Annotated in this window: 23 protein-coding genes; 18 read left to right on the top strand and 5 right to left on the bottom strand. The window is 71.2% G+C overall.

What is annotated here, in order from left to right; translation table 11 throughout:
- The first annotated feature begins 2 nt into the window (after positions 1–2).
- Positions 3–968, top strand: coding sequence for an ROK family protein (locus ABLE68_RS21720; protein WP_348874229.1), 966 nt, complete (start codon positions 3–5; stop codon positions 966–968).
- On the opposite strand, the gene ABLE68_RS21715 is transcribed toward ABLE68_RS21720, so the two are convergent.
- The 3 genes from ABLE68_RS21715 to ABLE68_RS21705 all read right to left on the bottom strand — a co-directional run bounded on the left by ABLE68_RS21715 (position 901) and on the right by ABLE68_RS21705 (position 3560).
- The gene (locus tag ABLE68_RS21715; protein WP_348874228.1) at positions 901–2145 is read right to left on the bottom strand and encodes an ornithine cyclodeaminase, nickel-pincer nucleotide-dependent; all 1245 of its coding nucleotides are present in this window, start codon (positions 2143–2145) and stop codon (positions 901–903) included. The genes ABLE68_RS21720 and ABLE68_RS21715 overlap by 68 nt on opposite strands.
- A 174-nt stretch (positions 2146–2319) precedes the next feature.
- Complete coding sequence (locus ABLE68_RS21710) at positions 2320–2763, bottom strand: hypothetical protein (RefSeq protein ID WP_348874226.1); 444 nt, start codon at positions 2761–2763, stop codon at positions 2320–2322.
- 23 nt (positions 2764–2786) lie between these two features.
- The gene (locus tag ABLE68_RS21705; RefSeq protein ID WP_348874225.1) at positions 2787–3560 is read right to left on the bottom strand and encodes an alpha/beta hydrolase; all 774 of its coding nucleotides are present in this window, start codon (positions 3558–3560) and stop codon (positions 2787–2789) included.
- A gap of 77 nt (positions 3561–3637) precedes the next feature.
- Here ABLE68_RS21705 and ABLE68_RS21700 point away from each other — a divergent pair, with 77 nt between their 5' ends.
- From ABLE68_RS21700 to ABLE68_RS21685, 4 genes are read left to right on the top strand one after another with little or no spacing between them, the layout of a single operon-like run.
- Entirely contained in the window at positions 3638–4378 is a 741-nt protein-coding gene (locus tag ABLE68_RS21700) for a lysophospholipid acyltransferase family protein (RefSeq protein ID WP_348874223.1), read from the top strand.
- Positions 4375–4878, top strand: coding sequence for a flavin reductase family protein (locus tag ABLE68_RS21695; RefSeq protein WP_348874222.1), 504 nt, complete (start codon positions 4375–4377; stop codon positions 4876–4878). The genes ABLE68_RS21700 and ABLE68_RS21695 overlap by 4 nt, the downstream gene beginning before the upstream one ends.
- Positions 4875–5711: an arylamine N-acetyltransferase family protein gene (locus ABLE68_RS21690; protein WP_348874221.1), complete on the top strand. Its 837-nt coding sequence runs from the start codon at positions 4875–4877 to the stop codon at positions 5709–5711. The genes ABLE68_RS21695 and ABLE68_RS21690 overlap by 4 nt, the downstream gene beginning before the upstream one ends.
- A gap of 10 nt (positions 5712–5721) precedes the next feature.
- On the top strand, positions 5722–6618 hold the full coding sequence (locus ABLE68_RS21685; protein ID WP_348874220.1) for a hypothetical protein: 897 nt from the start codon (positions 5722–5724) through the stop codon (positions 6616–6618).
- Between the two features lie 68 nt (positions 6619–6686).
- Here ABLE68_RS21685 and glpK read toward each other — a convergent pair whose 3' ends face one another.
- Both glpK and ABLE68_RS21675 read right to left on the bottom strand, forming a co-directional pair.
- Complete coding sequence (glpK, locus tag ABLE68_RS21680) at positions 6687–8156, bottom strand: glycerol kinase GlpK (protein ID WP_348874218.1); 1470 nt, start codon at positions 8154–8156, stop codon at positions 6687–6689.
- Positions 8153–8974: a DUF1028 domain-containing protein gene (locus tag ABLE68_RS21675; protein ID WP_348874216.1), complete on the bottom strand. Its 822-nt coding sequence runs from the start codon at positions 8972–8974 to the stop codon at positions 8153–8155. The genes glpK and ABLE68_RS21675 overlap by 4 nt, the downstream gene beginning before the upstream one ends.
- Positions 8975–9034: 60 nt before the next feature.
- Between ABLE68_RS21675 and ABLE68_RS21670 the strand changes: the two genes are divergently transcribed.
- The 13 genes from ABLE68_RS21670 to ABLE68_RS21610 all read left to right on the top strand — a co-directional run bounded on the left by ABLE68_RS21670 (position 9035) and on the right by ABLE68_RS21610 (position 22158).
- Positions 9035–10282: an MFS transporter gene (locus ABLE68_RS21670; RefSeq protein ID WP_348874215.1), complete on the top strand. Its 1248-nt coding sequence runs from the start codon at positions 9035–9037 to the stop codon at positions 10280–10282.
- Between the two features lie 38 nt (positions 10283–10320).
- A complete protein-coding gene (locus ABLE68_RS21665; protein ID WP_348874213.1) occupies positions 10321–11526 on the top strand; it encodes a pyrophosphate--fructose-6-phosphate 1-phosphotransferase in 1206 nt (401 codons plus the stop codon).
- Positions 11527–11559: 33 nt separating this feature from the next.
- Positions 11560–12588, top strand: coding sequence for a 6-phosphofructokinase (locus tag ABLE68_RS21660; RefSeq protein ID WP_348874211.1), 1029 nt, complete (start codon positions 11560–11562; stop codon positions 12586–12588).
- Between the two features lie 132 nt (positions 12589–12720).
- Positions 12721–14175, top strand: coding sequence for an APC family permease (locus ABLE68_RS21655; protein ID WP_348874209.1), 1455 nt, complete (start codon positions 12721–12723; stop codon positions 14173–14175).
- Positions 14176–14295: 120 nt separating this feature from the next.
- Positions 14296–15042: a hypothetical protein gene (locus ABLE68_RS21650; protein ID WP_348874208.1), complete on the top strand. Its 747-nt coding sequence runs from the start codon at positions 14296–14298 to the stop codon at positions 15040–15042.
- A 61-nt stretch (positions 15043–15103) separates the two neighbouring features.
- Entirely contained in the window at positions 15104–16441 is a 1338-nt protein-coding gene (locus tag ABLE68_RS21645) for a class II 3-deoxy-7-phosphoheptulonate synthase (RefSeq protein ID WP_348874206.1), read from the top strand.
- A complete protein-coding gene (locus tag ABLE68_RS21640; RefSeq protein WP_348874205.1) occupies positions 16438–17400 on the top strand; it encodes a haloalkane dehalogenase in 963 nt (320 codons plus the stop codon). Before ABLE68_RS21645 ends, ABLE68_RS21640 begins: the two co-directional genes overlap by 4 nt.
- Before the next feature lie 10 nt (positions 17401–17410).
- Positions 17411–17986, top strand: a complete 576-nt coding sequence (locus tag ABLE68_RS21635) for a plastocyanin/azurin family copper-binding protein (protein ID WP_348874203.1) — start codon at positions 17411–17413, stop codon at positions 17984–17986.
- 26 nt (positions 17987–18012) lie between these two features.
- Entirely contained in the window at positions 18013–19005 is a 993-nt protein-coding gene (locus ABLE68_RS21630; protein WP_348874201.1) for a threonine aldolase family protein, read from the top strand.
- Positions 19006–19035: 30 nt separating this feature from the next.
- On the top strand, positions 19036–19302 hold the full coding sequence (locus ABLE68_RS21625) for a hypothetical protein (RefSeq protein ID WP_348874199.1): 267 nt from the start codon (positions 19036–19038) through the stop codon (positions 19300–19302).
- A 41-nt stretch (positions 19303–19343) separates the two neighbouring features.
- Entirely contained in the window at positions 19344–20447 is a 1104-nt protein-coding gene (locus ABLE68_RS21620) for a LolA-like protein (protein WP_348874197.1), read from the top strand.
- Entirely contained in the window at positions 20444–21343 is a 900-nt protein-coding gene (locus ABLE68_RS21615; protein WP_348874196.1) for an ABC transporter ATP-binding protein, read from the top strand. Before ABLE68_RS21620 ends, ABLE68_RS21615 begins: the two co-directional genes overlap by 4 nt.
- Positions 21340–22158 (top strand): ABC transporter permease, encoded by an 819-nt coding sequence (locus ABLE68_RS21610; protein ID WP_348874195.1) that lies wholly within the window; start codon positions 21340–21342, stop codon positions 22156–22158. The genes ABLE68_RS21615 and ABLE68_RS21610 overlap by 4 nt, the downstream gene beginning before the upstream one ends.
- The last annotated feature ends 265 nt before the right edge of the window (positions 22159–22423 follow it).

Here is a 22423-nt window from a genome sequence, read left to right as displayed (position 1 = left end):
GGGTGCCTCTCTTCATCGGTGTCGACATCGGCGGGACCAAGGTCCTCGCCACGGCGGTCTCGTCGACCGGTCGGGTCGTCCGGACCGCCACGCGTACGACGCCCGGACGCCGGGTCGAGGCCCGGCTGGTCGAGGACGCGCTGACCGAGGCGGTCGAGGAGATCGCCGGCGTACGACGCGTCGGTGCGATCGGCATCGCGGCGGCCGGCTTCGTCGACGCGCAGGGGGAGCGGGTCCGGTTCGCGCCGCACCTGCCCTGGCGCGACGAGGGCGTGCGGGCCCGGCTGGCGGAGCGGTGGAGCGCCCCCGTGGTGCTCGACAACGACGCCAACTGCGCGGCCCGCGCGGAGCTGACCTACGGCGCGGTCGGCGACGCCGAGAGCGCCGTCGTGGTCACGCTCGGCACCGGCATCGGGGGCGCGCTGATCCTCGACGGCGAGGTGATCCGCGGCTACAACGGCATGGCGGGGGAGTTCGGGCACAACCAGGTGGTGCCGGGCGGTCGCTCCTGCGAGTGCGGTGGCACGGGCTGCTGGGAGCAGTACTCCTCCGGCAACGCGCTCACCCGCTTCGTCCGGGCCCAGGGTGTCGAGGACCTCGCCGGGCCGGCGATCACGGCGGCGGCGGGGGCCGGCGACCCGGTCGCGCTGGCGGCGTTCGAGGACGTCGGCACGTGGCTCGGCGTCGGGGTGGCCAACCTGGTCGCGTCGTTCGACCCGGAGATCGTGGTCATCGGCGGCGGGGTGTCGGCCGCCGGCGACCTGCTGCTCGCCCCCGCACGCAAGGCGCTGCGTGAGTCGCTCGTAGGCGCGCCGTACCGCACCGTGCCGCCGCTGGTCCGCGCTGCGCTCGGCCCGGAGGCCGGGGCGATCGGTGCTGCGGACCTGGCGCGTCAGCGGTTCAGGAGCGCCGGTACTCGGGCACGAGCTCGACTGCGAGCTGCTCGAGAAACAGCCCGACATCGGTGACGATGCCGCGGGCCTGTGAGGACCCGCGGTCGGCGAGCTTGGTCACCGTCGCCGGGTTGATGTCGACGCAGACGAGCGGGATCGAGGCCGGGAGGATGTTGCCGGTCGCGACCGAGTGGAGCATGGTCGCCACCATCAGGCAGAAGCCGACCCCGTCGACCTCGGCGCGCATCGCGCGCTGGCCGTCGATCACGTCGGTGTAGACGTCGGGCAGCGGGCCGTCGTCGCGGACCGAGCCAACCAGCACAAACGTCTTCTCGTGCTTGACCAGCGCGTGCATGATCCCGCCGGTCAGGACGCCGCTGTCGACGGCCGCGCGGATCGAGCCCTCCTTGCGGATCGCGTTGATCGCCCGGATGTGGTGCTCGTGGCCGTGCTCGACCCCGCGGCCCATGGCCAGGTCGATGCCGAGGCTGGTGCCGTAGAGCGCCGACTCGATGTCGTGGGTGGCCAGGGCGTTGCCCGCGAACAGCACGTCGACGAAACCGGCGTTCACCATGGCGACCATCGCGGGAGCGGCGCCGGTGTGGACGACGCCCGGTCCGCCGACCCAGAGCACCTTCTTGCCCGCGGCCTTCGCCTCGCGCATCCCGTCGGCGACCTGGCGGACCAGCACCGCCTGCGGCTTCTCGGAGGAGACCTCGGACTCCATGAACCCGAACGCCTCGGCGCTCTTGTCCGGGGCGGGGACCGTGACCTTGATGCCGGACGCGCCGGTGATCACGAGCATCCCGGTGCGTACGTCGGACATCGGCAGCGTGTAGGCCCGGACCGGCTTGCCCTCGGCGTCGCGCTCGAGGATCAGCCCGCAGTCCATCTCGGGGTTGCCGACCTCCAGCCAGACGCCCTCGATCCGGACCCGGGTCTCCAGGTTGGTGGTCGAGTAGAAGTGGTCCGGGAAGACGCCGTCGCGGTCGGCGACGGCGACCTCGGCCTCGCCCGGGTCGACCTGGTTGACGCCACGGGTCTGCAGCCGCATCAGCAGGCGCTGGAGCGACTCGCCGTCCTCGGTCGTGACCGTGATCAGCGCGTGCGACGGGTCATCGGTCTCGCGGCCCACGTCGAAGCGGTCGATGGTGTAGTCGCCGCCGTACTCACGGATGTCGTCGAGGACCCGGGACAGGATCCCGTGGTCCATCAGGTGGCCGGTGATCTCGACGGTCTCGTTGGCGCTCACGAGTGCACCCTAACGGGCGCGTTTCGCTGGTCGAGTAGCGAGCGCCAGCGAGCGTATCGAGACCATCACCGTCGTCTTTCGTCTCACCGGGTCTCGACACGCCGGTCGCGACCTCGCAGGCTCGGTCGCGCGGCTCGCTCGACCACCATCAGCGGATCCGCTGGCGCGTCTCCGCTAGATCTGCGCGCCGTCGTCCCAGGGGTCGCGCGGCTCGCGGGGCATCTTGGCGACCAGGTAGACGAAGCCTCCGACGAAGCCGAGGATGAGCAGGTAGCCGATGAGCGACGGCAGGCTGATCTGCAGGATCAGCGAGGCGAGCAGCACGGCCGGCGAGCCGAAGATCCCGATCCAGGCGAGGAGCCGGTCGGGCGTGGTCCTCGGCACGGGCGGGGGAGGCGGGGGGTCGTAGCCCTCCTCCTCGTCGGCGACGAAGGGGTCGTCCTCGTCCTCGGGTGCGATCGGCCCGGGGAGCACGCCGAAGCGTCCCCCGAACGGAGCGTCCGGGGTCGCGGTCGGAGTGTCGCTCTCAGGCGCGACCGGCGGCTCCTCGATCTCCGGCCGGTCGCCGTAGTTCTCGATGATCGCGCGCCAGGCCTCGTCGTCGTTCTGGGGCTGCACCCTTGAAGCGTAGGCGCTCCGGGTTAGGACGCCGAGGTCACCCGGGCGATGAACGCGGCCGACTCCTCGAAGATCTGCGGGGCGTCGTTGTCGAGGGTGGCGACGTGATAGCTGTTCTCGAGGGGTACGACGGTGACGTCGCGCGACGAGATGTTGCTCGTGATCAGCGGCTGCGTCTTCTCGTCGACGACGTGGTCGACGGTCGAGCGGAAGTAGATGACCGGAGCGGTGATCTTCGGCAGGTCGGCCGCGATCTTCGGCCAGGCCTGCATCATCGAGTGGGCGGCCTTGAGCGGCGTCTTGGTGTAGCCGTGCTCCTCGACGCCCTCCTTCTTGATGTCGTTGGCGATCCCGGGGAACGACGGCACCAGGTGCTTGAGCAGCGGCAGCAGCTTGACGTCGAAGCGCTTGGTGGCGATCGCGGGGTTGACCACCATCACGCCGGCGATCCGGTCGGCGTTGTCCTCCGCGAGCCGCAGCACCAGCGCCCCACCCATCGAGAGCCCGCCGACGACGACCGCGTCGTTCTCGGCGACCAGCTTCTCGAAGGCGGTCGTGATCTCGGCGTACCAGTTCTCCCACCGGGTCGTGTTCATCTCCTGCCAGGTGGTGCCGTGGCCGGGCAGCCGCGGCAGCTCCACGGCGTACCCCTTCGCGGCCAGCGACTCGGCCCACGGCGTCATCGAGGCCGGCTGGCCGGTGAAGCCGTGGCTCAGCAGGACGCCGATCTTGCGGCCGCCGGTGAGCTCTGGCTGGGCCGGGCGGGAGTACGGCGAGGCGAGGGGATGGATGGTCATGCCCCGGATTGTGCACCACCGATCCACCCGCTGAGTGGGGTCTACGGAACTGGTGCAGGACGGTCTAGGCTGCCCGCGTGTTCTATTGGTTCCTGAAGTGGATCGCCCTCGGGCCCTGGTTGAAGCTGGTCTTCCGCCCCCGGGTGTCGGGAGCCGAGAACGTCCCGGACGAAGGTCCGGCGATCCTCGCCAGCAACCACCTCTCGTACGCCGACTGGCTCTTCATGCCGTTGACGCTGCCGCGGCGGGTCACCTTCGTGGCGAAGGCCGAGTACTTCACCTCGCCGGGCATCAAGGGCTGGCTGCAGAAGACCTTCTTCGCGGGATCCGGCCAGGTGCCGATCGACCGCTCGGGCGGCAACGCCTCCGAGGGCGCGATCATCTCGGCGAAGCGGCTGCTCGACGAGGGCGAGCTCTTCGGGATCTACCCCGAGGGCACCCGCTCGCACGACGGCAAGCTCTACCGCGGCAAGGTCGGCGTCGCCCGGCTCGCGCTCGAGACCAAGGCGCCGGTCATCCCCGTCGCCGTGGTCGGCACCGACGTCGTCGCGCCTCCCGGCAAGACCTTCGGCCGGATCACCCGTCCGGTGGTGCGCTTCGGCAAGCCGCTCGACTTCTCCCGCTACGAGGGCATGGAGAACGACCGCTACATCCTGCGCTCGATCACCGACGAGATCATGTACGAGATCATGCGGCTCTCGGGCCAGGAGTACGTCGACATGTACGCCACCCGCGCCAAGGAGCTCTCCAAGGCCGAGAAGGCTGCCGAGACCGACGGCGGCTCCGACGAGCCGGACGAGCCCAAGCTCGCGTCTTGACGATCCACGCGAGCCACCCGTTCGCGGATCCCGACCCGGATCCCGTACGCCGGCTGCGCGGCCGCCTCGGTGGCGCCGTCTCGCTGTGGACCGCTGGTGACTCGGCAGGTCGTGCGGGGCTGACCGTCACCTCCCTGATGGTCGCCAACGGCGAGCCGGCCCGGGTGCTCGCGCTGCTCGACCCCGACAGCGACCTGGCCGACGAGCTCGAGCGCACCGGTCGTGCCGTCGTCGCCCTGCTGTCGTGGCCGCACCGCGACCTCGCCGAGGTGTTCGCCGGCACCGCGCCCTCGCCAGGCGGGCCCTTCCGGGCCGGCGTCTTCGAGGACACCGCGTGGGGCCCGCGGCTCGTCGATGCACCGACCTGGGCCGGCGTCCACGTCGAGTCGGTCGCGACCGTCGGCTGGTCGTCACTGGTCACCTGCGTGATCGACGAGGTCCACCTCGGCGAGGACGACGAGCCGCTCGTGCACCGCCGGGGACGGTGGGTCCGGCCATGAGCGCCGTCGACACCTATCTCGCCCGGCTCGGTGTCGACCGACCCGCCGCGCCGACGCTCGACGCGTTGGTGGAGATCCACCACCGCCACCTCGAGCAGGTGCCCTACGAGAACCTCTCGATCATGCTCGGCCGCCCGCCGTCGGTGGACGGGTCCGACTGCCTGCGCCGGGTGGGCGAGGTCGGCCGCGCGGGCTACTGCTTCCACCAGAACGGTGCGGTCGAGCTCGTGCTGCGCGACCTCGGGTACGACGTGTCGCGGCGGCACGGCCAGGTGTGGACCAAGCCCGACGAGCTGGCGACCCCGAACCTCAACCACCTCGTCCTGGTCGTGTCCGGGCTCCCGACCTCGGCCAACCCGGGCGGCGAGTGGTGGTTCGACGTCGGGCTCGGTGACGGCTTCCACGACCCGCTGCCGCTGGTCGACGGGACCTACCAGCAGGGCGGCGCGACGTACCGGCTCGAGGACGTCCGGGCCGACGGCTGGAGCTTCCTGCACGACCCGGGCGGCACCTTCACGGGCATCGCTGTCACGTCGGCGCCGATCGGGCCCGCCGAGGTCGAGGCGGCCCACGCCGTGCTCTCCACGCCTCCCGGCCCGTTCACCGGGCTGACGGTCGTCCAGCGGGTCGACGCGACCGGCGTCGACACGGTCCGGGGCTGCCTGCGCACGCGCGGGGAGACCACGACCGTGCTGTCCGACTTCGCCTCCTGGCGTGCTGCTCTCGTCGACCTCGGGCTGCCGCTCGACGGCCTCGACGACGCCGAGCTCGAGGCGCTGTTCGACCGCATGTGGGCGGGCCACCTCGCCTGGGAGGCGGCGGGTCGTCCCTAGGCTGTCGGTCATGGCCGACTCCGACGACGAGCTGCTCGCGATCGCCGACGAGCTCTACGGGCTGACGCTGCCCGAGTTCACGCCGGCCCGTGATGCGAGGGCGAAGGAGCTCAAGGGCACGCCGCTGGCCGCTCCGGTGAAGGCGCTGAAGAAGCCGTCGACGGCCGCGTGGGTGGTCAACCTGCTGGTGCGCCGCGAGACCGAGCAGGTGGAGCAGGTGCTGTCCGTCGGCGAGGCGCTGCGGGCCGCCCAGGAGTCGATGTCGGCCGACGAGCTGCGCGCGCTGACCCGCCAGCGCCGGCAGCTGACCGCGGCGGTCACCACCCAGGCGCGGCGTACGGCGCGCGAGGCCGGGGTCAAGGTCACCGACGCCGTTGCCGACCAGGTCGAGGGCACGCTGACGGCCGCGATGGTCGACGAGCAGTGCTCGCTGGCCGTGCGGAGCGGGTTGCTGGTCGCTGCGCTGGCCACCACCGGGCTGGAGGCCGCCGACGTCGCGTCGTCGGTCGCCCTCCCCGCGGCCCTCGGCTTCGCGGCGACCGCCCGCGAGGAGCAGCCGCCGGCCCGCCCGGACCTGCGCGTCGTGCCCGACCCCGAGGCCGACGCGAAGGCCCTCGCTGCCGCGAACGAGCAGCTCGAGGAGGCCGAGGAGGAGCTCGCCGAGGCGACCTCGGCGTACGACGAGACCGTCGCCGACGTCGAACGCCTCGAGGCCCGCGGCCTCCAGCTCCAGGCCGAGATCGACGAGCTGCGCGGCAAGATCGCGGCCCTCGAGTCCGAGGCGGAGGAGACCGACGACGAGCTCAGCGAGTCCGAGGACGCCCGCGCCGAGGCCGAGTCGGTCGTCCAGGAGGCCACCCGCGCCCGGGATGCCGCTCGGGCTGCGGTGGACCGTCTGTCGGGGTAGTCACGGACGTTGTGGTGGTTTGAGAGCCCTCTTATGGGTCCGAACGTCCGTTACTAACCCGACGACGCCTACTCGGCCCAGGCCTTCGAGCGCTCGACGGCGTTCATCCAGCGGGCGTGGGTGGCGTCGGCCGCGGCGCGGTCGGAGGAGGGCTCGAAGCGACGGTCCAGCGACCAGGTGTTGCGGAGCTCGTCGGTCGACTCCCACACGCCGGTGCCGAGACCGGCGAGGAAGGCCGCGCCGAGGCCGGTCGTCTCGACGGCGGTCGGGCGCTCGACGGGTACGCCGATCTGGTCGGCCTGGATCTGGCAGAGCAGGTCGTTGGCGGCCGCACCCCCGTCGACGCGCAGCGACGACAGGCCGGGCATCGTGTCGAGCACGTCGCGGACCTCGAAAGCGATCGCCTCGAGGGTGGCCCGAACGATGTGGCCGCGGGTGGTGCCGCGGGTCAGGCCGATGATCAGGCCGCGCGCGTGCGGGTCCCAGTGGGGTGCGCCGAGGCCGGTGAGCGCCGGCACGAAGACGACGCCCTCGCTGTCGGAGACCGTGGCCGCGATGGCCTCGGTCTCGGCGGCCGACCCGACGATCTGCAGGCCGTCACGCAACCACTGCACGGCCGCTCCGGTCACGAAGATCGAGCCCTCGCTGGCGTAGGTCAGCTCGCCGTCCGGTGAGCGCCAGGCCGCCGTGGCCAGCAGGCCGGCATCGGAGCGCAGGACCTCGGAACCGGTGTTGGTGAGGATGAACGACCCGGTGCCGTAGGTGCACTTCGAGTCGCCCTCGTCGAAGCAGGTCTGACCGAACAGCGCCGACTGCTGGTCGCCGGCCACCCCGGAGATCGGGATCGACAACCCGAGGAACGAGCGGGCGTCGGTGCGCGCGATCTCGCCCCAGCTCGGCACCAGCTCGGGCAGCGCGTCGCGAGGCACGCCGAAGAGCGAGCACAGCTCGTCGGACCAGTCGCCGGCCTCGAGGTCGAAGAGCAGCGTGCGCGACGCGTTGGAGACGTCGGTGGCGTGCCAGGTGCCGCGGGTCATCCGCGCGATCAGGTAGGAGTCGACCGTGCCGACGGCGTAGCGCCCCGACTCGACCAGCGCCCAGGTGTGCGGCTCGTTCTCCCGCAGCCACATCAGCTTGGTGCCCGAGAAGTAGGGGTCCAGCCGCAGCCCGGTGAGCTCGCGGACCCGGTCCTCGTGGCCCTCGTCGCGCAGTCGCGTGCACAGGTCGGCCGTACGCCGGTCCTGCCACACGATCGCCCGCCGCGGCGACCCGAGGGTCTCTCGGTCCCAGAGCATCACGGTCTCGCGCTGGTTGGTGATGCCGACCGCCTGCAGCTGTTTGGCGTCGTACTTCTCCAGCACCTGGCGGGTCGCTTCCAGCGTCGCCTGCCAGATCTCCTCCGGTGCGTGCTCGACCCAGCCGGGCTTCGGGAAGTGCTGCGCGAACTCCTGGTAGCCCTTCGCCGCGATCCGGCCGTCGTGCTCGACGACCAGCGCCGTCACGCCGGTGGTGCCGGCGTCGATCGCGAGGACGCTCATGCGCGCGTGCCGCGGATGATGTCGAGGACCCGCTGGTCGATCCAGGAGAAGTCGGACGCGACCCGCATCTCGTAGTTCTCGGTGCCGACCCAGGCCGCGAAGTCGCGGGCTCCGGCTGCGTGCGCGAGCTGCTCGAGCTCGGCCTCCAGCTCGGGGGTGATCGGCACCTGCTCCTCCTCGGTCGAGGCGGTCAGGTAGAGCTCGTTGAGGGTGAGCAGCCGGGCCAGCTCGCCGATCGGCTCGGGGTGGTCGTCGACGCGCAGGTCGACCGCGATGTCGTCGTTGCCGTCGTAGCCCGCCTCGTCGCGGACCACGAGGAGGGCTGCCGACTGCCGGCCGCGGGAGTCGCCGCCGGCCGCGTCGCCCGCCGCCAGCGCCTCGAACAGCCGCTGCTCGAGCGGCGCGTCCTCGGGGGAGGCGAGCCACGCCGCCTCCATCGCCTCGACGACCTCGGAACCGGTGAGGATGTTGCCCTGGATCGCGTAGCCGTCGCCGGTGAGGCTGCCCGCCCAGTCGAGGCAGGCCGGACCGGTGTGGCTCGCGGCGTTGCCGTCGACGTCGACGATGCCGACCTGGCGGTGGTCGCGACCCTCGTCGTCCTCGAGCAGTCGCTGCAGGGCGACCGACGCGGTGGCCCCGTCGTCGAGGTGGGAGAGCGCCTGGCCCTTGTAGGCGACGTTGGCGCTGGCCTGGGTGGCGATCGCGCCGACCCCCGCCACAGCGGCCGGCACGGGCGAGCCCACGGCCAGGAACTTGGAAGCAACCGCCACGCCCCACGACTCACCGTCAGCGGACCGGGCCACGATCGAGAAGGTCATGCCCAGACACTAGCGACAACGATTTGCCTTCAAGCGGGGTTGAAGTCCGAGGATGTCCGGGTGCTCGACCGCATCACCGACAGGCTCGGCTTCCCGTCCCTCGGCCACCACCGACGCTTCGTCACCGCCATCGCGATCGACGCCATCGGCAGCGGCGTCTTCATGCCCGTCTCGATGCTCTACTTCCTCGTCACGACCGACCTGAGCCTGGTGCAGATCGGCGCGGCGATCTCGGTCGCGTCGGCCGTCGCCATCCCGGCCGGCCCGCTGCTCGGCGGGCTCGTCGACGCGTACGGCGCCAAGCGGATCCTGCTCGTCGGCAACCTGATGCAGTTCCTCGGCTTCGTCGCCTACGTCTTCACCGACTCGTTCGCCGGGCTGGTGCTGTGGACGGTCGTCGTCGCGGTCGGCCGCACGGCGTTCTGGGGCTCCTACGGCAACATCGTCGCCGCGATCTCGCAGCCGGGGGAGCGGGAGAAGTGGTTCGGCTTCCTCGGCGCGCTGCGCAACGTCGGCTTCGCGGTCGGTGGCCTGCTCTCCGGTCTCGCGATCACGATCGGCACGCACGCGGCGTACCTCTCGGTGGTGCTGGTCAACGCGCTCTCGTACGCCGTCGCGTTCCTGCTCCTGCTGGCGGTGCCGCCGACCCGGGCGACCGGGCACCGCTCGCCGGAGGGTGCGTGGGCGACGGTCCTGCGCGACCGGCCCTACCGGCTCCTGTGGGCGACGCAGTTCACCTACTCGACGGCGATGATGGTGCTCAACTTCGCGCTCCCGATCTACGCCGTCACGGTGCTCGGGCTGCCGGGCTGGGTGACCGGTGCGGTCTTCACGATCAACACGGTGATGGTCGGCTTCGGGCAGGGCTTCGTGGTGCGCGCGCTGACCGGCCACCGTCGTTGGCGGGTGCTGGTGCTGACCAACCTGGTCTTCGCCGCGTCCTTCGTGGTGATGCTCGGCGCCAGCGGCCTGTCCGTCGTGCTCGCCACCGTCGTGGTGCTGATCGGGGCGGTCGTCTACACCGGCGGAGAGCTGCTCGGCGGTCCCGTGCTCGGGGCGCTCGGCGCGGAGGCGGCGCCGGAGCACCTGCGTGGTCGCTACCTGTCGCTGATGCAGCTGTCGTGGACGATCTCGGGCGCGATCGCGCCGGTCACCTTCGCCTGGCTGCTCGACCGCGGCTCGTCGCCGACCTGGCTCGCGCTCGTCGCCCTCAGCCTGGTCGGCGCGCTGCTCGCGGCCCAGCTCGGGCGCGTGCTGCCCCTGGCTGCCCAACGAGTCACCAACAAGGCGTCGGCCGCGGTACTTTAGTCTCCAAGAGACTCAACCTCGTTCCGAAAGTGCCGATCATGACCGTCCGTCGCGTCGCCCTCCTCACCGCCGGTGGCCTCGCCCCCTGCCTGTCCTCGGCCGTGGGCGCCCTGATCGAGCGCTACACCGAGCTCGAGCCCGGGATCGAGATCATCACCTACCTGGACGGGTACGCCGGCCTGCTCGGCGGCAAGCACCTCACGGTGACGCCGGAGGTGCGCGAGCGGGCCCACCTGCTGCATGGGTTCGGTGGCAGCCCGATCGGCAACAGCCGCGTGAAGCTCACCAACGTCAAGGACTGCGTCAAGCGCGGCCTGGTCGCCGAGGGGCAGAACCCCCTCCACGTCGCGGCCGAGCAGCTGACCCGCGACGGCGTCGACGTGCTCCACACCATCGGCGGGGACGACACGAACACGACAGCGGCCGACCTCGCGGCGTACCTCCACGAGAACGGCTACGAGCTCACGGTCGTCGGCCTGCCCAAGACGATCGACAACGACGTCGTGCCCATCAAGCAGTCGCTGGGTGCCTGGACGGCCGCCGAGCAGGGCGCGATCTTCGCGCGCAACGTCGTCGCCGAGCACTCCTCCAACCCGCGGATGCTGATCGTCCACGAGGTCATGGGCCGCAACTGCGGATGGCTGACGGCTGCCACCGCGGTGAAGTACCGGGAGTGGCTCGACGCCCAGGAGTTCGCCGGGTTCGGCGACAACACCCGGCAGTCGTGGGAGCTCCACGGCGTCTACGTGCCCGAGCTGGGCTTCGACATCGCCGCCGAGGCCGAGCGGCTGAAGGCGGTCATGGACGAGACGGGCTGCGTCAACGTCTTCCTCTCCGAGGGTGCCGGCGTCTCGACGATCGTCGAGGAGATGCTCGCTCGCGGCGAGGAGCCGAAGCGGGACGCGTTCGGCCACGTCAAGCTCGACTCGATCAACCCGGGTGCGTGGTTCGCCAAGCAGTTCGCCGGGATGCTCGGGGCCGAGAAGACGCTGGTGCAGAAGAGCGGCTACTTCGCCCGCTCCGCCGCTGCCAACGACGAGGACCTCGCCCTGATCCGCGCTTGCGCCGACCTCGCGGCCGAGGCGGCGCTGCGCGGCGAGAGCGGCGTCGTCGGCCAGGACGACGAGGCCGACGACCTGCTGCGGGTCGTCGAGTTCTCGCGGATCAAGGGCGGCAAGGCGTTCGACCCGACCGTGGCGTGGTTCCGCGAGCTCCAGGAGCAGATCGGCCAGCCCCAGCACTAGCAGCCGGTGACGCCGACCCCCCAGACTGGCGGCATGCGCATCGGAGTGCTCACCGGAGGCGGGGACTGCCCCGGACTGAACGCCGTCATCCGAGCGGTGGTCCGCAAGGGGGTCAGGCAGCACGGCTTCGAGTTCGTCGGCTACCGCGACGGCTGGCGGGGCCCGCTCGAGGGCGTGACGATGGAGCTCGGCATCGACCAGTGCCGCGGCATCCTGCCGCGCGGCGGCACGATCCTCGGCTCGTCGCGCACCAACCCGTTCAAGCTCGACAACGGCGTGGAACGGATCAAGGAGAACCTCGCGAGCGACGGCGTCGACGCCCTCGTCGCGATCGGTGGCGAGGACACCCTCGGCGTCGCCACCAAGCTCGCCGACCTCGGCGTGAACGTCGTCGGCGTACCCAAGACGATCGACAACGACCTCTCCGGCACCGACTTCACCTTCGGCTTCGACACCGCGGTCAACATCGCGACCGAGGCCATCGACCGGCTGCACACCACGGCCGAGTCCCACCACCGGGTCCTCGTCGTCGAGGTGATGGGCCGTCACGCCGGCTGGATCGCCCTCCACAGCGGCATCGCCGGCGGCGCCAACATCGTGCTGATCCCCGAGAAGCCCTTCGACATCAACGAGGTGTGCTCCCTCATCGAGAGCCGCTTCGAGTCGCGCTACGCGCCGATCCTGGTGGTCTCCGAGGGCGCGCTGCCCAAGGACGGCGGCGACATGACCCTGGTCTCCGGCGACGTCGACGACTTCGGCCACGTCCGCCTCGGCGGCATCGGCGACCGGCTCGCGCAGGAGATCGAGAAGCGCACCGGCAAGGAGGCCCGCGCCGTCGTGCTCGGCCACATCCAGCGCGGCGGCACGCCCACGGCGTTCGACCGCTGGCTCGCCACGCGCTTCGGCCTGCAGGCGATCGACGCCGTCGCCGAGGGTGACTTCGGGACGATGATGGCGCTCCGCGGCACCGACATCGTGCGCGTCCCGCTCATCGAGGGCACCGGCCAGCTCAAGCTGGTCAGCGACAAGGAGTACGCCGAGGCGCAGGTCTTCTTCGGCTGACCCTTCCTCGCTGACGGTTTTGCGGGACGTCATACGGATGGTGTGTCCCCTTGCTCCGTCCGTATGACGTCCCGGGCGGGCCAGCGGGCCAGGGGCTGGTTAAAGGCGGAGGGGGCAGGGCAGGGTGACCCCATGACGACCGAGACTGCTGAGCCCGACGTCAACGGCCCGACTCCCGACCTCAAGCGCGTCCTAGGCCCCAGGCTGCTGCTGCTGTTCATCGTCGGCGACATCCTGGGTGCCGGCATCTACGCCGTGACGGGCGAGATGGCGCTCGAGGTCGGCGGCATCGTCTGGGTGCCCTTCCTGGTGGCCTTCGCGGTGGCGACGCTGACGGCGTTCTCCTACCTCGAGCTCGTCACGAAGTACCCGCAGGCCGCCGGCGCCGCGCTCTACACGCACAAGGCGTTCGGCATCCACTTCGTCACCTTCCTGGTGGCCTTCGCGGTGATCTGCTCCGGCATCACCAGCGCGTCGACGTCGTCCAACCTGCTGGCGACCAACCTGCTGGCCGGCTTCGACGGCCTCGGCTGGCACGTGCCGCAGGGCAACACCGCGATCACGGTCGTCGCGATGGGCTTCATGGTCCTGCTCGCGCTGATCAACCTGCGCGGGGTCGGCGAGAGCGTGAAGTTCAACGTCGTGCTGACGCTGATCGAGATGGCCGCGCTGGTGATCGTGATCCTGATCGGCTTCTGGGTGATGGCCAAGGGCGACGCCGACATGGGCCGGATCGTGGTCTTCAACTCCGGCTCCGACCGCGGCATCTTCCTCGCCGTGACGGTCGCGACCGCGATCGCGTTCTTCGCGATGGTCGGCTTCGAGGACTCCGTCAACATGGTCGAGGAGACCCAGGAGCCCGAGAAGATCTTCCCGCGGGTGATGCTGACGGGCCTCGGGATCGCGGTCGTCTTCTACGTGCTGGTCGCGATCTCGGTGATCGCGGTGATCCCCGAGGGCCAGATCGAGTCGGTGGTCGCCGACGAGGGCAAGGTGCTGCTCGCCGTCGTCTCGACCGGCGCGCCCGGCCTGCCGATCGACAAGATCTTCCCGTTCCTGACGGTGATCGCGGTCGCCAACACCGCCCTGCTCAACATGCTGATGGCCAGCCGGCTGCTCTACGGCCTGGCCCAGCAGGACGTGCTGCCGCGGTCGCTCGGCAAGGTGCTGCCCGGTCGTCGTACGCCGTACGCCGGGATCGCGTTCTCCACGGTCCTCGCGCTCGGGCTGATCATCGCGGTCACGTTCCTCGCGGACACCTCGCTCATCAGCGCCCTGTCCGGCACCACGGCACTGCTCCTGCTCTGCGTCTTCTCCGTCGTCAACGTCGCGTGCGTGATGCTGCGCCGCGACCCGAGCGCCGAGGGCGGGTTCAAGGCGCCCGGGTGGGTGCCGTTCGCCGGTGCTGCCGCGTGCCTCTTCCTGGCGGGGCCGTGGGCGCGCGACCGGGAGGACTGGATCCAGTACCAGGTCGCCGGCGGGCTGCTGCTCCTCGGCATCGTGCTCTGGGCGTTCACCTGGCTGACCAACCGCGGCGTCCGCGCCAAGAAGACCGGCTTCCGCGACATCGAGCACCTCGGGGAGTGATCGCCGCTCCTCGGTGTCGTAGCCGGGAGGACGGGGTAGGACCCTCGTGCCCGACGTGCCTGGGCGTCGGCTCGGGGAAGGACAGAGCACGTGAAGCGATGGATATCTGGTGCTGCCGTCTTGGCAGTCGTGGCGGCCGGGCTGACCGCCGTGTCGATGGAGCCGGCCGCGGCCGACGTCAAGGGTGACCTGCGGATGGTGGGCGAGCAGCCGGTCTCCGGCACCTACGACTTCGCCTACAACAACTACTCCGAGAAGATCACGCCGTGCGTGGGCGCCCACTGCTACTTCAAGGGCTATCGCGTCTCCAACGGCACCCTCCACGTCAAGCTGCACACCTACAAGCTCGTCGAGCGCATCCGCGACTACGACTACTACGTGCTCGACGTCGACGTCGACAACGGGTCCCGCGGGGGTGCGTCGCACAACGGCTGGGCGCAGGTCTTCGTGGAGAACGCCGCCAACGCGCGGGGACGCGCCGTGCGCATGGTCGACTACTCGGACACCAAGTCGATCTCGGCGAACAGCCCCGACTGCACGAGCCTGAGCCTCGCCATGGGGCACGCCGTCGGCCCGGTGTCGGCCTCGGTCAGCTGGGGGAGCGTCGAGTTCTGCGACAAGGCTGCGTCGTACGACATCGACCGGCACGAGGGCGCCAACCGGACCGTCTTCATGGCGCACGACGCCCGCAACGTCGCGCGGTTCTCGACGCAACGCATCGTCAAGGTCCCCCGGGGAGCTAAGCCGTCGTTCAAGGTCACCGTCCACATCCCGCGGGACGTGTGCACGTCCGCCGACGACAACATCTGCAACAAGTACCGCAACGCGACCGCGACCTGGTCGCACGTGATCAACACGACGGGCTGAGGCCGTCTCGCCGTACCCCGCCGAATCGGAGGGGTACGGCGACCCGCCGTACCCTTGACGCGTGAGCACCATCCCCGATCTCGCAGCACTGCACGCCATCGGAGCGGCCCAGCAGCCGACCTACCCCGACCAGGAGGCCGTGGCGGCCAACGTCGCGCGCCTGCGCCGGATGCCGCCCCTCGTGTTCGCGGGTGAGTGCGACGACCTCAAGGCCAAGATGGCGGCCGTCTCGCGGGGCGAGTCGTTCCTGCTGCAGGGCGGCGACTGCGCGGAGACCTTCGACGAGGTCACCGCCGACAACGTGAGCAAGAAGCTCCGGGTGCTGCTCCAGATGGCCGTGATCCTGACGTACGCCGGCTCCGTGCCGGTCGTGAAGCTGGGGCGCCTGGCCGGTCAGTACGCCAAGCCGCGCTCCTCCGACCTGGAGACCCGCGGCGGGGTGACCCTGCCGGCCTACCGCGGCGACGTGGTCAACGGGTTCGACTTCACCCCCGAGGCCCGCATCCCCGACCCGCGCCGGCTGCTGGACGCCTACAACGCGTCGGCCGCGACCCTCAACCTGGTCCGCGCGTTCGTCACCGGTGGTTACGCCGACCTGCGCCAGGTGCACACCTGGAACACCGACTTCGTGAAGTCGTCGTCGGCCGGCCTTCGCTACGAGGCGATGGCCGCCGAGATCGACAAGGCGCTGGGGTTCATGTCCGCGATCGGCGTCGACGCCGAGGAGCTCAAGCGGGTCGACTTCCACTCGAGCCACGAGGCGCTGCTGCTCGAGTACGAGCACGCGATGACGCGGATCGACTCGCGCACCGAGAAGCCCTACAACGTCTCCGGCCACTTCGTCTGGATCGGTGAACGCACCCGCCAGCTCGACGGTGCCCATGTGGAGTACTTCCGCCACATCCAGAACCCCATCGGCTGCAAGCTCGGGCCGTCGGCGACCGCCGACGACGCGATCGCGCTGGCTGCCCGCCTGAACCCCGACAACGAGGCCGGCCGCCTGACGTTCATCACCCGCTTCGGCGCCGGCAAGATCCGCGACGGCCTGCCGGAGCTGGTCGAGAAGGTCACCGCCGCCGGCGTCCAGGTCGCGTGGGTCTGCGACCCGATGCACGGCAACACCTTCGAGTCGAGCACCGGCTACAAGACCCGCCGCTTCGACGACGTCATCGAGGAGGTCCAGGGCTTCTTCGACGTGCACCGCGCGCTCGGCACCTGGCCCGGCGGCGTCCTGGTCGAGATGACCGGCGACGACGTCACCGAGTGCATCGGCGGCGGCGAGGAGATCGACGAGGCGGGGCTCGCGCACCGCTACGAGTCCGTCGTCGACCCGCGCCTCAACCGGGTGCAGTCGCTCGAGCTGGCGTTCCTCGTCGCGGAGATGCTCCGCAACGCATGACCGAGGTCGTGCGAACGCCGGACGAGCGCTTCGCGGATCTGCCGGGCTACCCGTTCGAGCCGCACTACGCCGAGGTCACGGCAGAGGGTGTCGACCCGCTGCGGATGCACTACGTCGACGAAGGCCCCGCGGACGGTCCGGTCGCGCTGCTCCTGCACGGTCAGCCCACCTGGTCCTACCTCTACCGCACGGTGATCCCGGTCCTCGTCGACCAGGGCATCCGGGTGATCGCGCCCGACAACATCGGCTTCGGCCGATCGGACAAGCCGGTGAACCCCACCGACTACACGTTCGCGCGCCACGTCGAGTGGATGCGCAGCCTGGTCGTCGGTCTCGACCTGCGTGACATCACGCTCGTGGCCCAGGACTGGGGCGGCCCGATCGGCTTCAGCGTCCTCGCGGCCGAGCCCGACCGGTTCGCGAGCGTGGTCGCCGCCAACACGATCCTGCACACGGCCGACCCGGCCCTCGCCGACCGGCTCACGTGGGCGGTGCACGGCGAGGGGGAGTCACGGGTCGTGATCGAGGAGGGACTGCTCGACTACCTGCTCTACACGCAGCGCGCGCCCGAGCTCCGGGCCAGCGTCTTCGTCGGCGCGGCCACCACGACCCCGCCGCCAGCCGACGTGCTCGCGGCGTACGACGCGCCCTTCCCCGACGAGCGCCACAGCGCCGGCCTGCGGCAGATGATCGCGCTGCTGCCGCTGACCCGCAACGACGTCGGCGCGCGGATCGGTCGTCGCACGATGCGGGCGCTCGAGGAGTACGACCGGCCGTTCGTCACGGCGTACTCCGACGGCGACCCGGCGACGCGCGGCTGGGAGGCGATCTTCCAGGAGCGGGTGCCCGGCGCGCGCGGCCAGGAGCACGTGACGATCACGGGCGCCGGCCACTTCCTGCAGGAGGACGCCGGCCCGCGGCTGGCCGACGTCGTCTCGGCTCTCATCAAGCGGGTCTAGCGTCCGGCGCATGATCTCGCGCATCGCTCTGTCCATCATGGGCGCCACCGTGCTGGCGACCGGGCTGGCCGTCACGCCGGTCGCCACCTCCACGGCCATCGGCCCGACGGTCTCGGTCGTGAACATGCGGTTCACGCCCGCGACGCTGAGCACGCCGCTCGGCAGCACGGTCACCTGGCAGTTCGGTGACCCGATGACCCACAACTCCACGTCCACGCAGGGCTTCTGGAGCAGCGGCCCGAAGGGCGACGGTGACAGCTACGCCCACACGTTCGCCTCGTCGGGCGCCTACCCCTACCGGTGCACGATCCACCCGTCGATGACCGGCGTCGTCAACGTCCCGGTCGGGCGCAGTGGTTCGTCGGCGAGCGGCTGGACGCTGCGCTGGGCGACCGGTGTCGTCAGCGGTCGCTCCTACGACGTCCAGGTCCGCAAGGGCACGGGCGCGTGGAAGGCGCTGAGGAACGGTACGACGGCCGCCAGTGCGCCGTTCAGGAAGAAGGGGACCTGGTCGGTCCGTGCGCGAACCATGGAGGGCGCCGCCACGTCGGGCTGGTCGCCTGCCGTCAAGGTCACGACGGGCTGACCGGACGGGTGCGGCAGGATGACTGCGTGATCGACCTGCGCAGCGACACCCTGACCAAGCCGACCGACGAGATGCGCGCCGCGATTGCGGGCGCCGAGGTCGGGGACGACGTGTACGGCGAGGACCCGACCGTGATCCGCCTCGAGGAGCGGGTGGCGGGGATGTTCGGCCACGAGGCCGCGCTCTTCGTCCCGACCGGCTCGATGGGCAACGTGCTCGCCGTACGCTCCCTGGCCGGTCCGGGCCAGGAGGTCCTGTGCGAGGCGAGCGCCCACATCGTGCGGGCGGAGCTGGGCGCCCACGGTGCCTACACGGGGCTCACGACGCGGACCTGGATCCACCCGCGCGGTCAGGTCGACCTGCCCGCGATCCGGTCGATCTTCGCCCCCGACATGGGGCCGTTCTTCGTGCCGACCGTCGCGATCTCGGTCGAGAACACCCACAACTTCGCCGGGGGAGCGGTGCTGCCGCTCGCGGACCTGCGCGACCTGCGCGAGTACGCCACCGGCGTCGGCGCCCGCATCCACATGGACGGTGCCCGGATCTGGAACGCGCACGTCGCGACCGGCACCTCGTTCGCGGAGTACGGCGCGGTCGCGGACGTGATGTCGGTCTGCCTGTCCAAGGGCCTCGGTGCCCCGATCGGCTCTCTCATGGTCGGCTCCGCCGACGCGATCGCCGAGGCGCGCATCTGGCGCAAGCGGATGGGCGGGGGCATGCGGCAGACCGGCATCCTCGCCGCGGCCGGGCTGCACGCCCTGGACCACCACGTCGAGCGGCTCGCCGACGACCACGCGCACGCCCGCCTCCTGGCCGAGGCGTGCGGCGTCGACCCGGCGACCGTCGACACCAACATCGTGGTCGTCCAGCGCTCCGACGCGGCCGACTTCGTCACGGCCGCCCGGGAGCAGGGGGTCGTGGTGTCGCTGGTCGGCCCCACCGCCGTACGCCTCGTCACGCACCTCGACGTCTCCGACGACGACGCCCAGAAGGCCGCGGCGGTGCTCGCGCGTCTCTGACGACTCAGGACGGGTGCGTAGGCTCGGCGTGTGACCCACGTGATCGCCCTCGTCGTGCTGGTCCCGGTCGCGCTCATCGCGGCGATCTGGCTGGGCAACCGCATGCTCGGCCAGGGCGGGCCCACCTCGTCGTCGAACGCGCTCGGCGGGTTCAACGTCTTCCAGCCGACCCGCGAGGACGCCGAGCTGGAGCTCGAGTCCAAGCGTCACCAGGGCGTGGTCACCCCCGCACCCGACGGCGACGACCCGATGAAGGTCGACATCCAGAACAACACCGTGCGGATCCGGCGGCCCTAGCCTCACGGCCGTCTTAGGACGGCGACGTACGGTCTTGTCGCATGACCCGTTTCCGTCGCTGGTGCGTCGTCGCACTCGCGGTGGGGCTGGTCGTCGGGGTGCCGATCGTGCTCCGGACCATCCCGGCGGGGGGCTCGGACGTGACCGCAACGGTGCTGCTCGACCGGGTGACGGCGTCCTCGGACCACCCGTGGTCGGGGTTCGTCGAGACCGAGGGGTCCCTGGACCTGCCGGTGACCGACGACTTCGAGGACGTCGGTGCGCTCTTCAGCGATGCCACCCGGCTGCGCGCCTGGTGGCGCGGCAGCGACGACTGGCGGGTCGACCGGCTGCTCGTCAGCGGCGAGACCGACCTGGTCCACCACCACGGGCTGACCCTCGAGTGGAGCTACGAGGATGCGAGGGCCACGCTCAGCCGTGACCCCGGCATCCGCCTGCCGCGCACCGCCGACCTGCTGCCTCCGGTGCTCGCCGAGCGACTGCTGCGTGACGTCGACGCGGACGCCGTACGCCGTATCGGCAGCCGCCGGGTCGCCGGCATCTCCGCGCCCGGGCTGCGGGTCGAGCCGTCCGCGCCGCAGTCGAGCGTCGACCACGTCGACCTGTGGGCCGACCCCGACAGCGGGGTCCCGCTGCGCGTCGAGGTGTACGGCGAGGGCGCGTCCTCGCCGGCGTTCGTCAGCGAGCTCCGCACCTTCAGCGCGGCCACGCCCGGCTCCGACGACACCGACTTCGACGCCGGGCCGGGCACCGAGATCCATCACGAGGACGTCCTCGACATCGCCGACGCGGCCAACCAGTACGCGCCGCTGCGTCCCCCCAAGGAGGTCGGCGGCCTCGCGCGCACCGGGGCGTCCGACGGCGCCGTCGGCGTCTACGGCGTCGGCATCACCCAGCTGATCGCGATCCCGCTGCGCGACCGCGAGGCCGACGCGCTGCGCGACCAGCTCCGGCAGAGCCCGGACGTCCAGGAGGTCGACGCCGGCGTCATGGAGGCGAGCGGGCCGCTCGGGGTGCTGGTGACCGGCGAGGAGGGCGACTTCGGCTGGGTCGTCGCCGGGACGGTCACCGCCGACACCCTCGTCGATGCGGCCGCCGACATCGACGCCCACACGAGCTTCTTCGCCCGTGGGGGCGTCCGGTGATCCGCACCGAGGGACTGACCAAGCACTTCGGCCACGTGACCGCCGTCGACGGGGTCGACCTCGACGTGCGCGAGGGTGATGTCTACGGGTTCCTCGGGGCGAACGGGTCGGGCAAGACCACGACCGTGCGGATGCTGCTCGGTCTGGTGCTCGCGACCGAGGGGTCGATCGAGCTGCTCGGCCGGCCGATGCCCGCGTCGGGCCGCGAGGTCCTCCCGCAGATCGGTGCGCTCGTCGAGGGGCCGGCTGCCTACCCCCACCTCTCCGGTCGCACCAACCTCGCGCTCCACGACGCCAGCGGCCCGGGCGGCGTACGCCGGACGCGGGCCGGCCGGATCGACGACGCCCTGGCGCAGGTCGGCCTGGGGGGCGTCGACAGGCGCCCGGTCCGGTCCTACTCGCTCGGCATGCGGCAGCGGCTGGGCCTGGCCGCGGCGCTGCTCCGCAAGCCGAGGCTGCTGGTGCTCGACGAGCCCACCAACGGCCTCGACCCGCAAGGCATCCGCGAGATCCGGCAGCTGCTGCTCGACCTCAACCGGGCCGGGACGACGGTTTTCCTCTCCAGCCACCTGCTCGCCGAGATCGAGCAGCTCTGCACGCGCGTCGGCGTGCTCGACCGCGGCCGGCTGGCGCTGCAGGACCAGCTCACCGACCTGGTCCGGCCGACCGGGCGCACCGTCGTACGCACTCCCGACGGGGACGCTGCACACGCACTCCTCGACGGACGGGTCGAACGGCGCGACGGCGACCGGCTGTGGATCCGCGCCGACGACCCGCTCGCGCTCAACGCCCTGCTGGTCGGCGGGGGAGTCCGGGTCGCCGAGCTCGGGCCCGAGCAGCGCACGCTCGAGGAGATCGTCCTCGAGGCCGCCGAGCAGAGCGGGGACCGCCGATGATCGCCGTCGAGCTGCGCAAGCTGGTCTCGAGCAAGCGGACCTGGGCCACGATCCTCATCATCGACGCCCTGCCCACCCTGGTCGGCATCCTGCTCGCCGTCACCGACCTGGGCCCGCGCCCCGGCACCGGCCCGGCGTTCCTCTCCGCGGTCCTGACCGACGGCACCCTCTTCCCGCTCGCCGCGCTCGGCATCGTGCTCCCGCTGTTCCTCCCGATCGCCGTCGCGGTCACGGCCGGCGAGGCGATCGCGGGCGAGGCCCAGCAGGGCACGCTGCGCTACCTCCTGATCCGGCCGGTCGGGCGCACCCGTCTGCTGGTCGCCAAGCTGGTGAGCGTGATGGCCTTCGTCGTCATCACCGTGCTGGTGGTGGCGGCGACGGCGTACCTCGTGGGCGCGCTCTTCCTCGGCAGCGACAGCGTCACGAGCTCCACCGCGACCAGCGTGTCGGGCAGCGGGCTCTCCCAGCAGGAGCTGATCGCCCGGACCTTCCTGGCGCTCGGCTACGCGATGCTCTGCATGCTCGGTGTCGCGGCCATCGCGCTCTTCTTCTCGACCGTGGTCCGCTCGCCCCTGGCGGCGGCGCTCGGCACGCTCGCGATCCTGGTCGCCTCGACGCTCCTGCTCACCCTCGACGCGGCGAACGCGCTCCAGCCCTATCTGCCGACCCGCTACTGGCTCGCCTTCGTCGACCTCTTCCGCGACCCGATCCTCTGGCGGGACGTGGTGCGCGGCGTGCTGCTGCAAGGGGTGTACGTCGTGGTGTTCCTCGGCGCTGCCTGGGCCAACTTCATGACGAAGGACATTACCGACTAGCGGTGGTGTCCCAGGACCCCATCCTCGCTAGATCACGCCACGTCGGCGAAGCACGTCGAGCAGGAGCCAGGTGCCCCGGTCAAGACGAGAGCGAGGCATCGGCTCAGGCGACGCCGACATCGCAGTGAAGTGTGGTTGATCGGATTCACCAGGTGCACCAGATCCACCACACTCTTCGCCGCGCCGATGCGAGTGAGTAGCCGAACAAGCCGTCCGCGCACTCCTTCGTCGGCGTACTCGGACGGTCGGGGTTTCACCCCCCTCG

It is taken from the genome of Nocardioides pollutisoli (assembly GCF_040045055.1).
In the GTDB taxonomy this organism is placed as follows: Bacteria; Actinomycetota; Actinomycetes; order Propionibacteriales; family Nocardioidaceae; genus Nocardioides; species Nocardioides tweenelious.
Note: the sequence above shows the minus strand (reverse complement) of the source record. Positions and strands in the feature narration are given on the sequence as shown.

What these genes read in the sequence shown, in the direction of transcription:
- ABLE68_RS21705 (WP_348874225.1), bottom strand. Translation starts at nt 3,560, where the DNA reads ATGACCATCCATCCCCTCGCCTCGCCGTACTCCCGCCCGGCCCAGCCA.
- ABLE68_RS21690 (WP_348874221.1), top strand. Translation starts at nt 4,875, where the DNA reads ATGAGCGCCGTCGACACCTATCTCGCCCGGCTCGGTGTCGACCGACCC.
- ABLE68_RS21685 (WP_348874220.1), top strand. Translation starts at nt 5,722, where the DNA reads ATGGCCGACTCCGACGACGAGCTGCTCGCGATCGCCGACGAGCTCTAC.
- glpK (WP_348874218.1), bottom strand. Translation starts at nt 8,156, where the DNA reads ATGAGCGTCCTCGCGATCGACGCCGGCACCACCGGCGTGACGGCGCTG.
- ABLE68_RS21675 (WP_348874216.1), bottom strand. Translation starts at nt 8,974, where the DNA reads ATGACCTTCTCGATCGTGGCCCGGTCCGCTGACGGTGAGTCGTGGGGC.
- ABLE68_RS21665 (WP_348874213.1), top strand. Translation starts at nt 10,321, where the DNA reads ATGACCGTCCGTCGCGTCGCCCTCCTCACCGCCGGTGGCCTCGCCCCC.
- ABLE68_RS21660 (WP_348874211.1), top strand. Translation starts at nt 11,560, where the DNA reads ATGCGCATCGGAGTGCTCACCGGAGGCGGGGACTGCCCCGGACTGAAC.
- ABLE68_RS21655 (WP_348874209.1), top strand. Translation starts at nt 12,721, where the DNA reads ATGACGACCGAGACTGCTGAGCCCGACGTCAACGGCCCGACTCCCGAC.
- ABLE68_RS21640 (WP_348874205.1), top strand. Translation starts at nt 16,438, where the DNA reads ATGACCGAGGTCGTGCGAACGCCGGACGAGCGCTTCGCGGATCTGCCG.
- ABLE68_RS21635 (WP_348874203.1), top strand. Translation starts at nt 17,411, where the DNA reads ATGATCTCGCGCATCGCTCTGTCCATCATGGGCGCCACCGTGCTGGCG.
- ABLE68_RS21620 (WP_348874197.1), top strand. Translation starts at nt 19,344, where the DNA reads ATGACCCGTTTCCGTCGCTGGTGCGTCGTCGCACTCGCGGTGGGGCTG.
- ABLE68_RS21610 (WP_348874195.1), top strand. Translation starts at nt 21,340, where the DNA reads ATGATCGCCGTCGAGCTGCGCAAGCTGGTCTCGAGCAAGCGGACCTGG.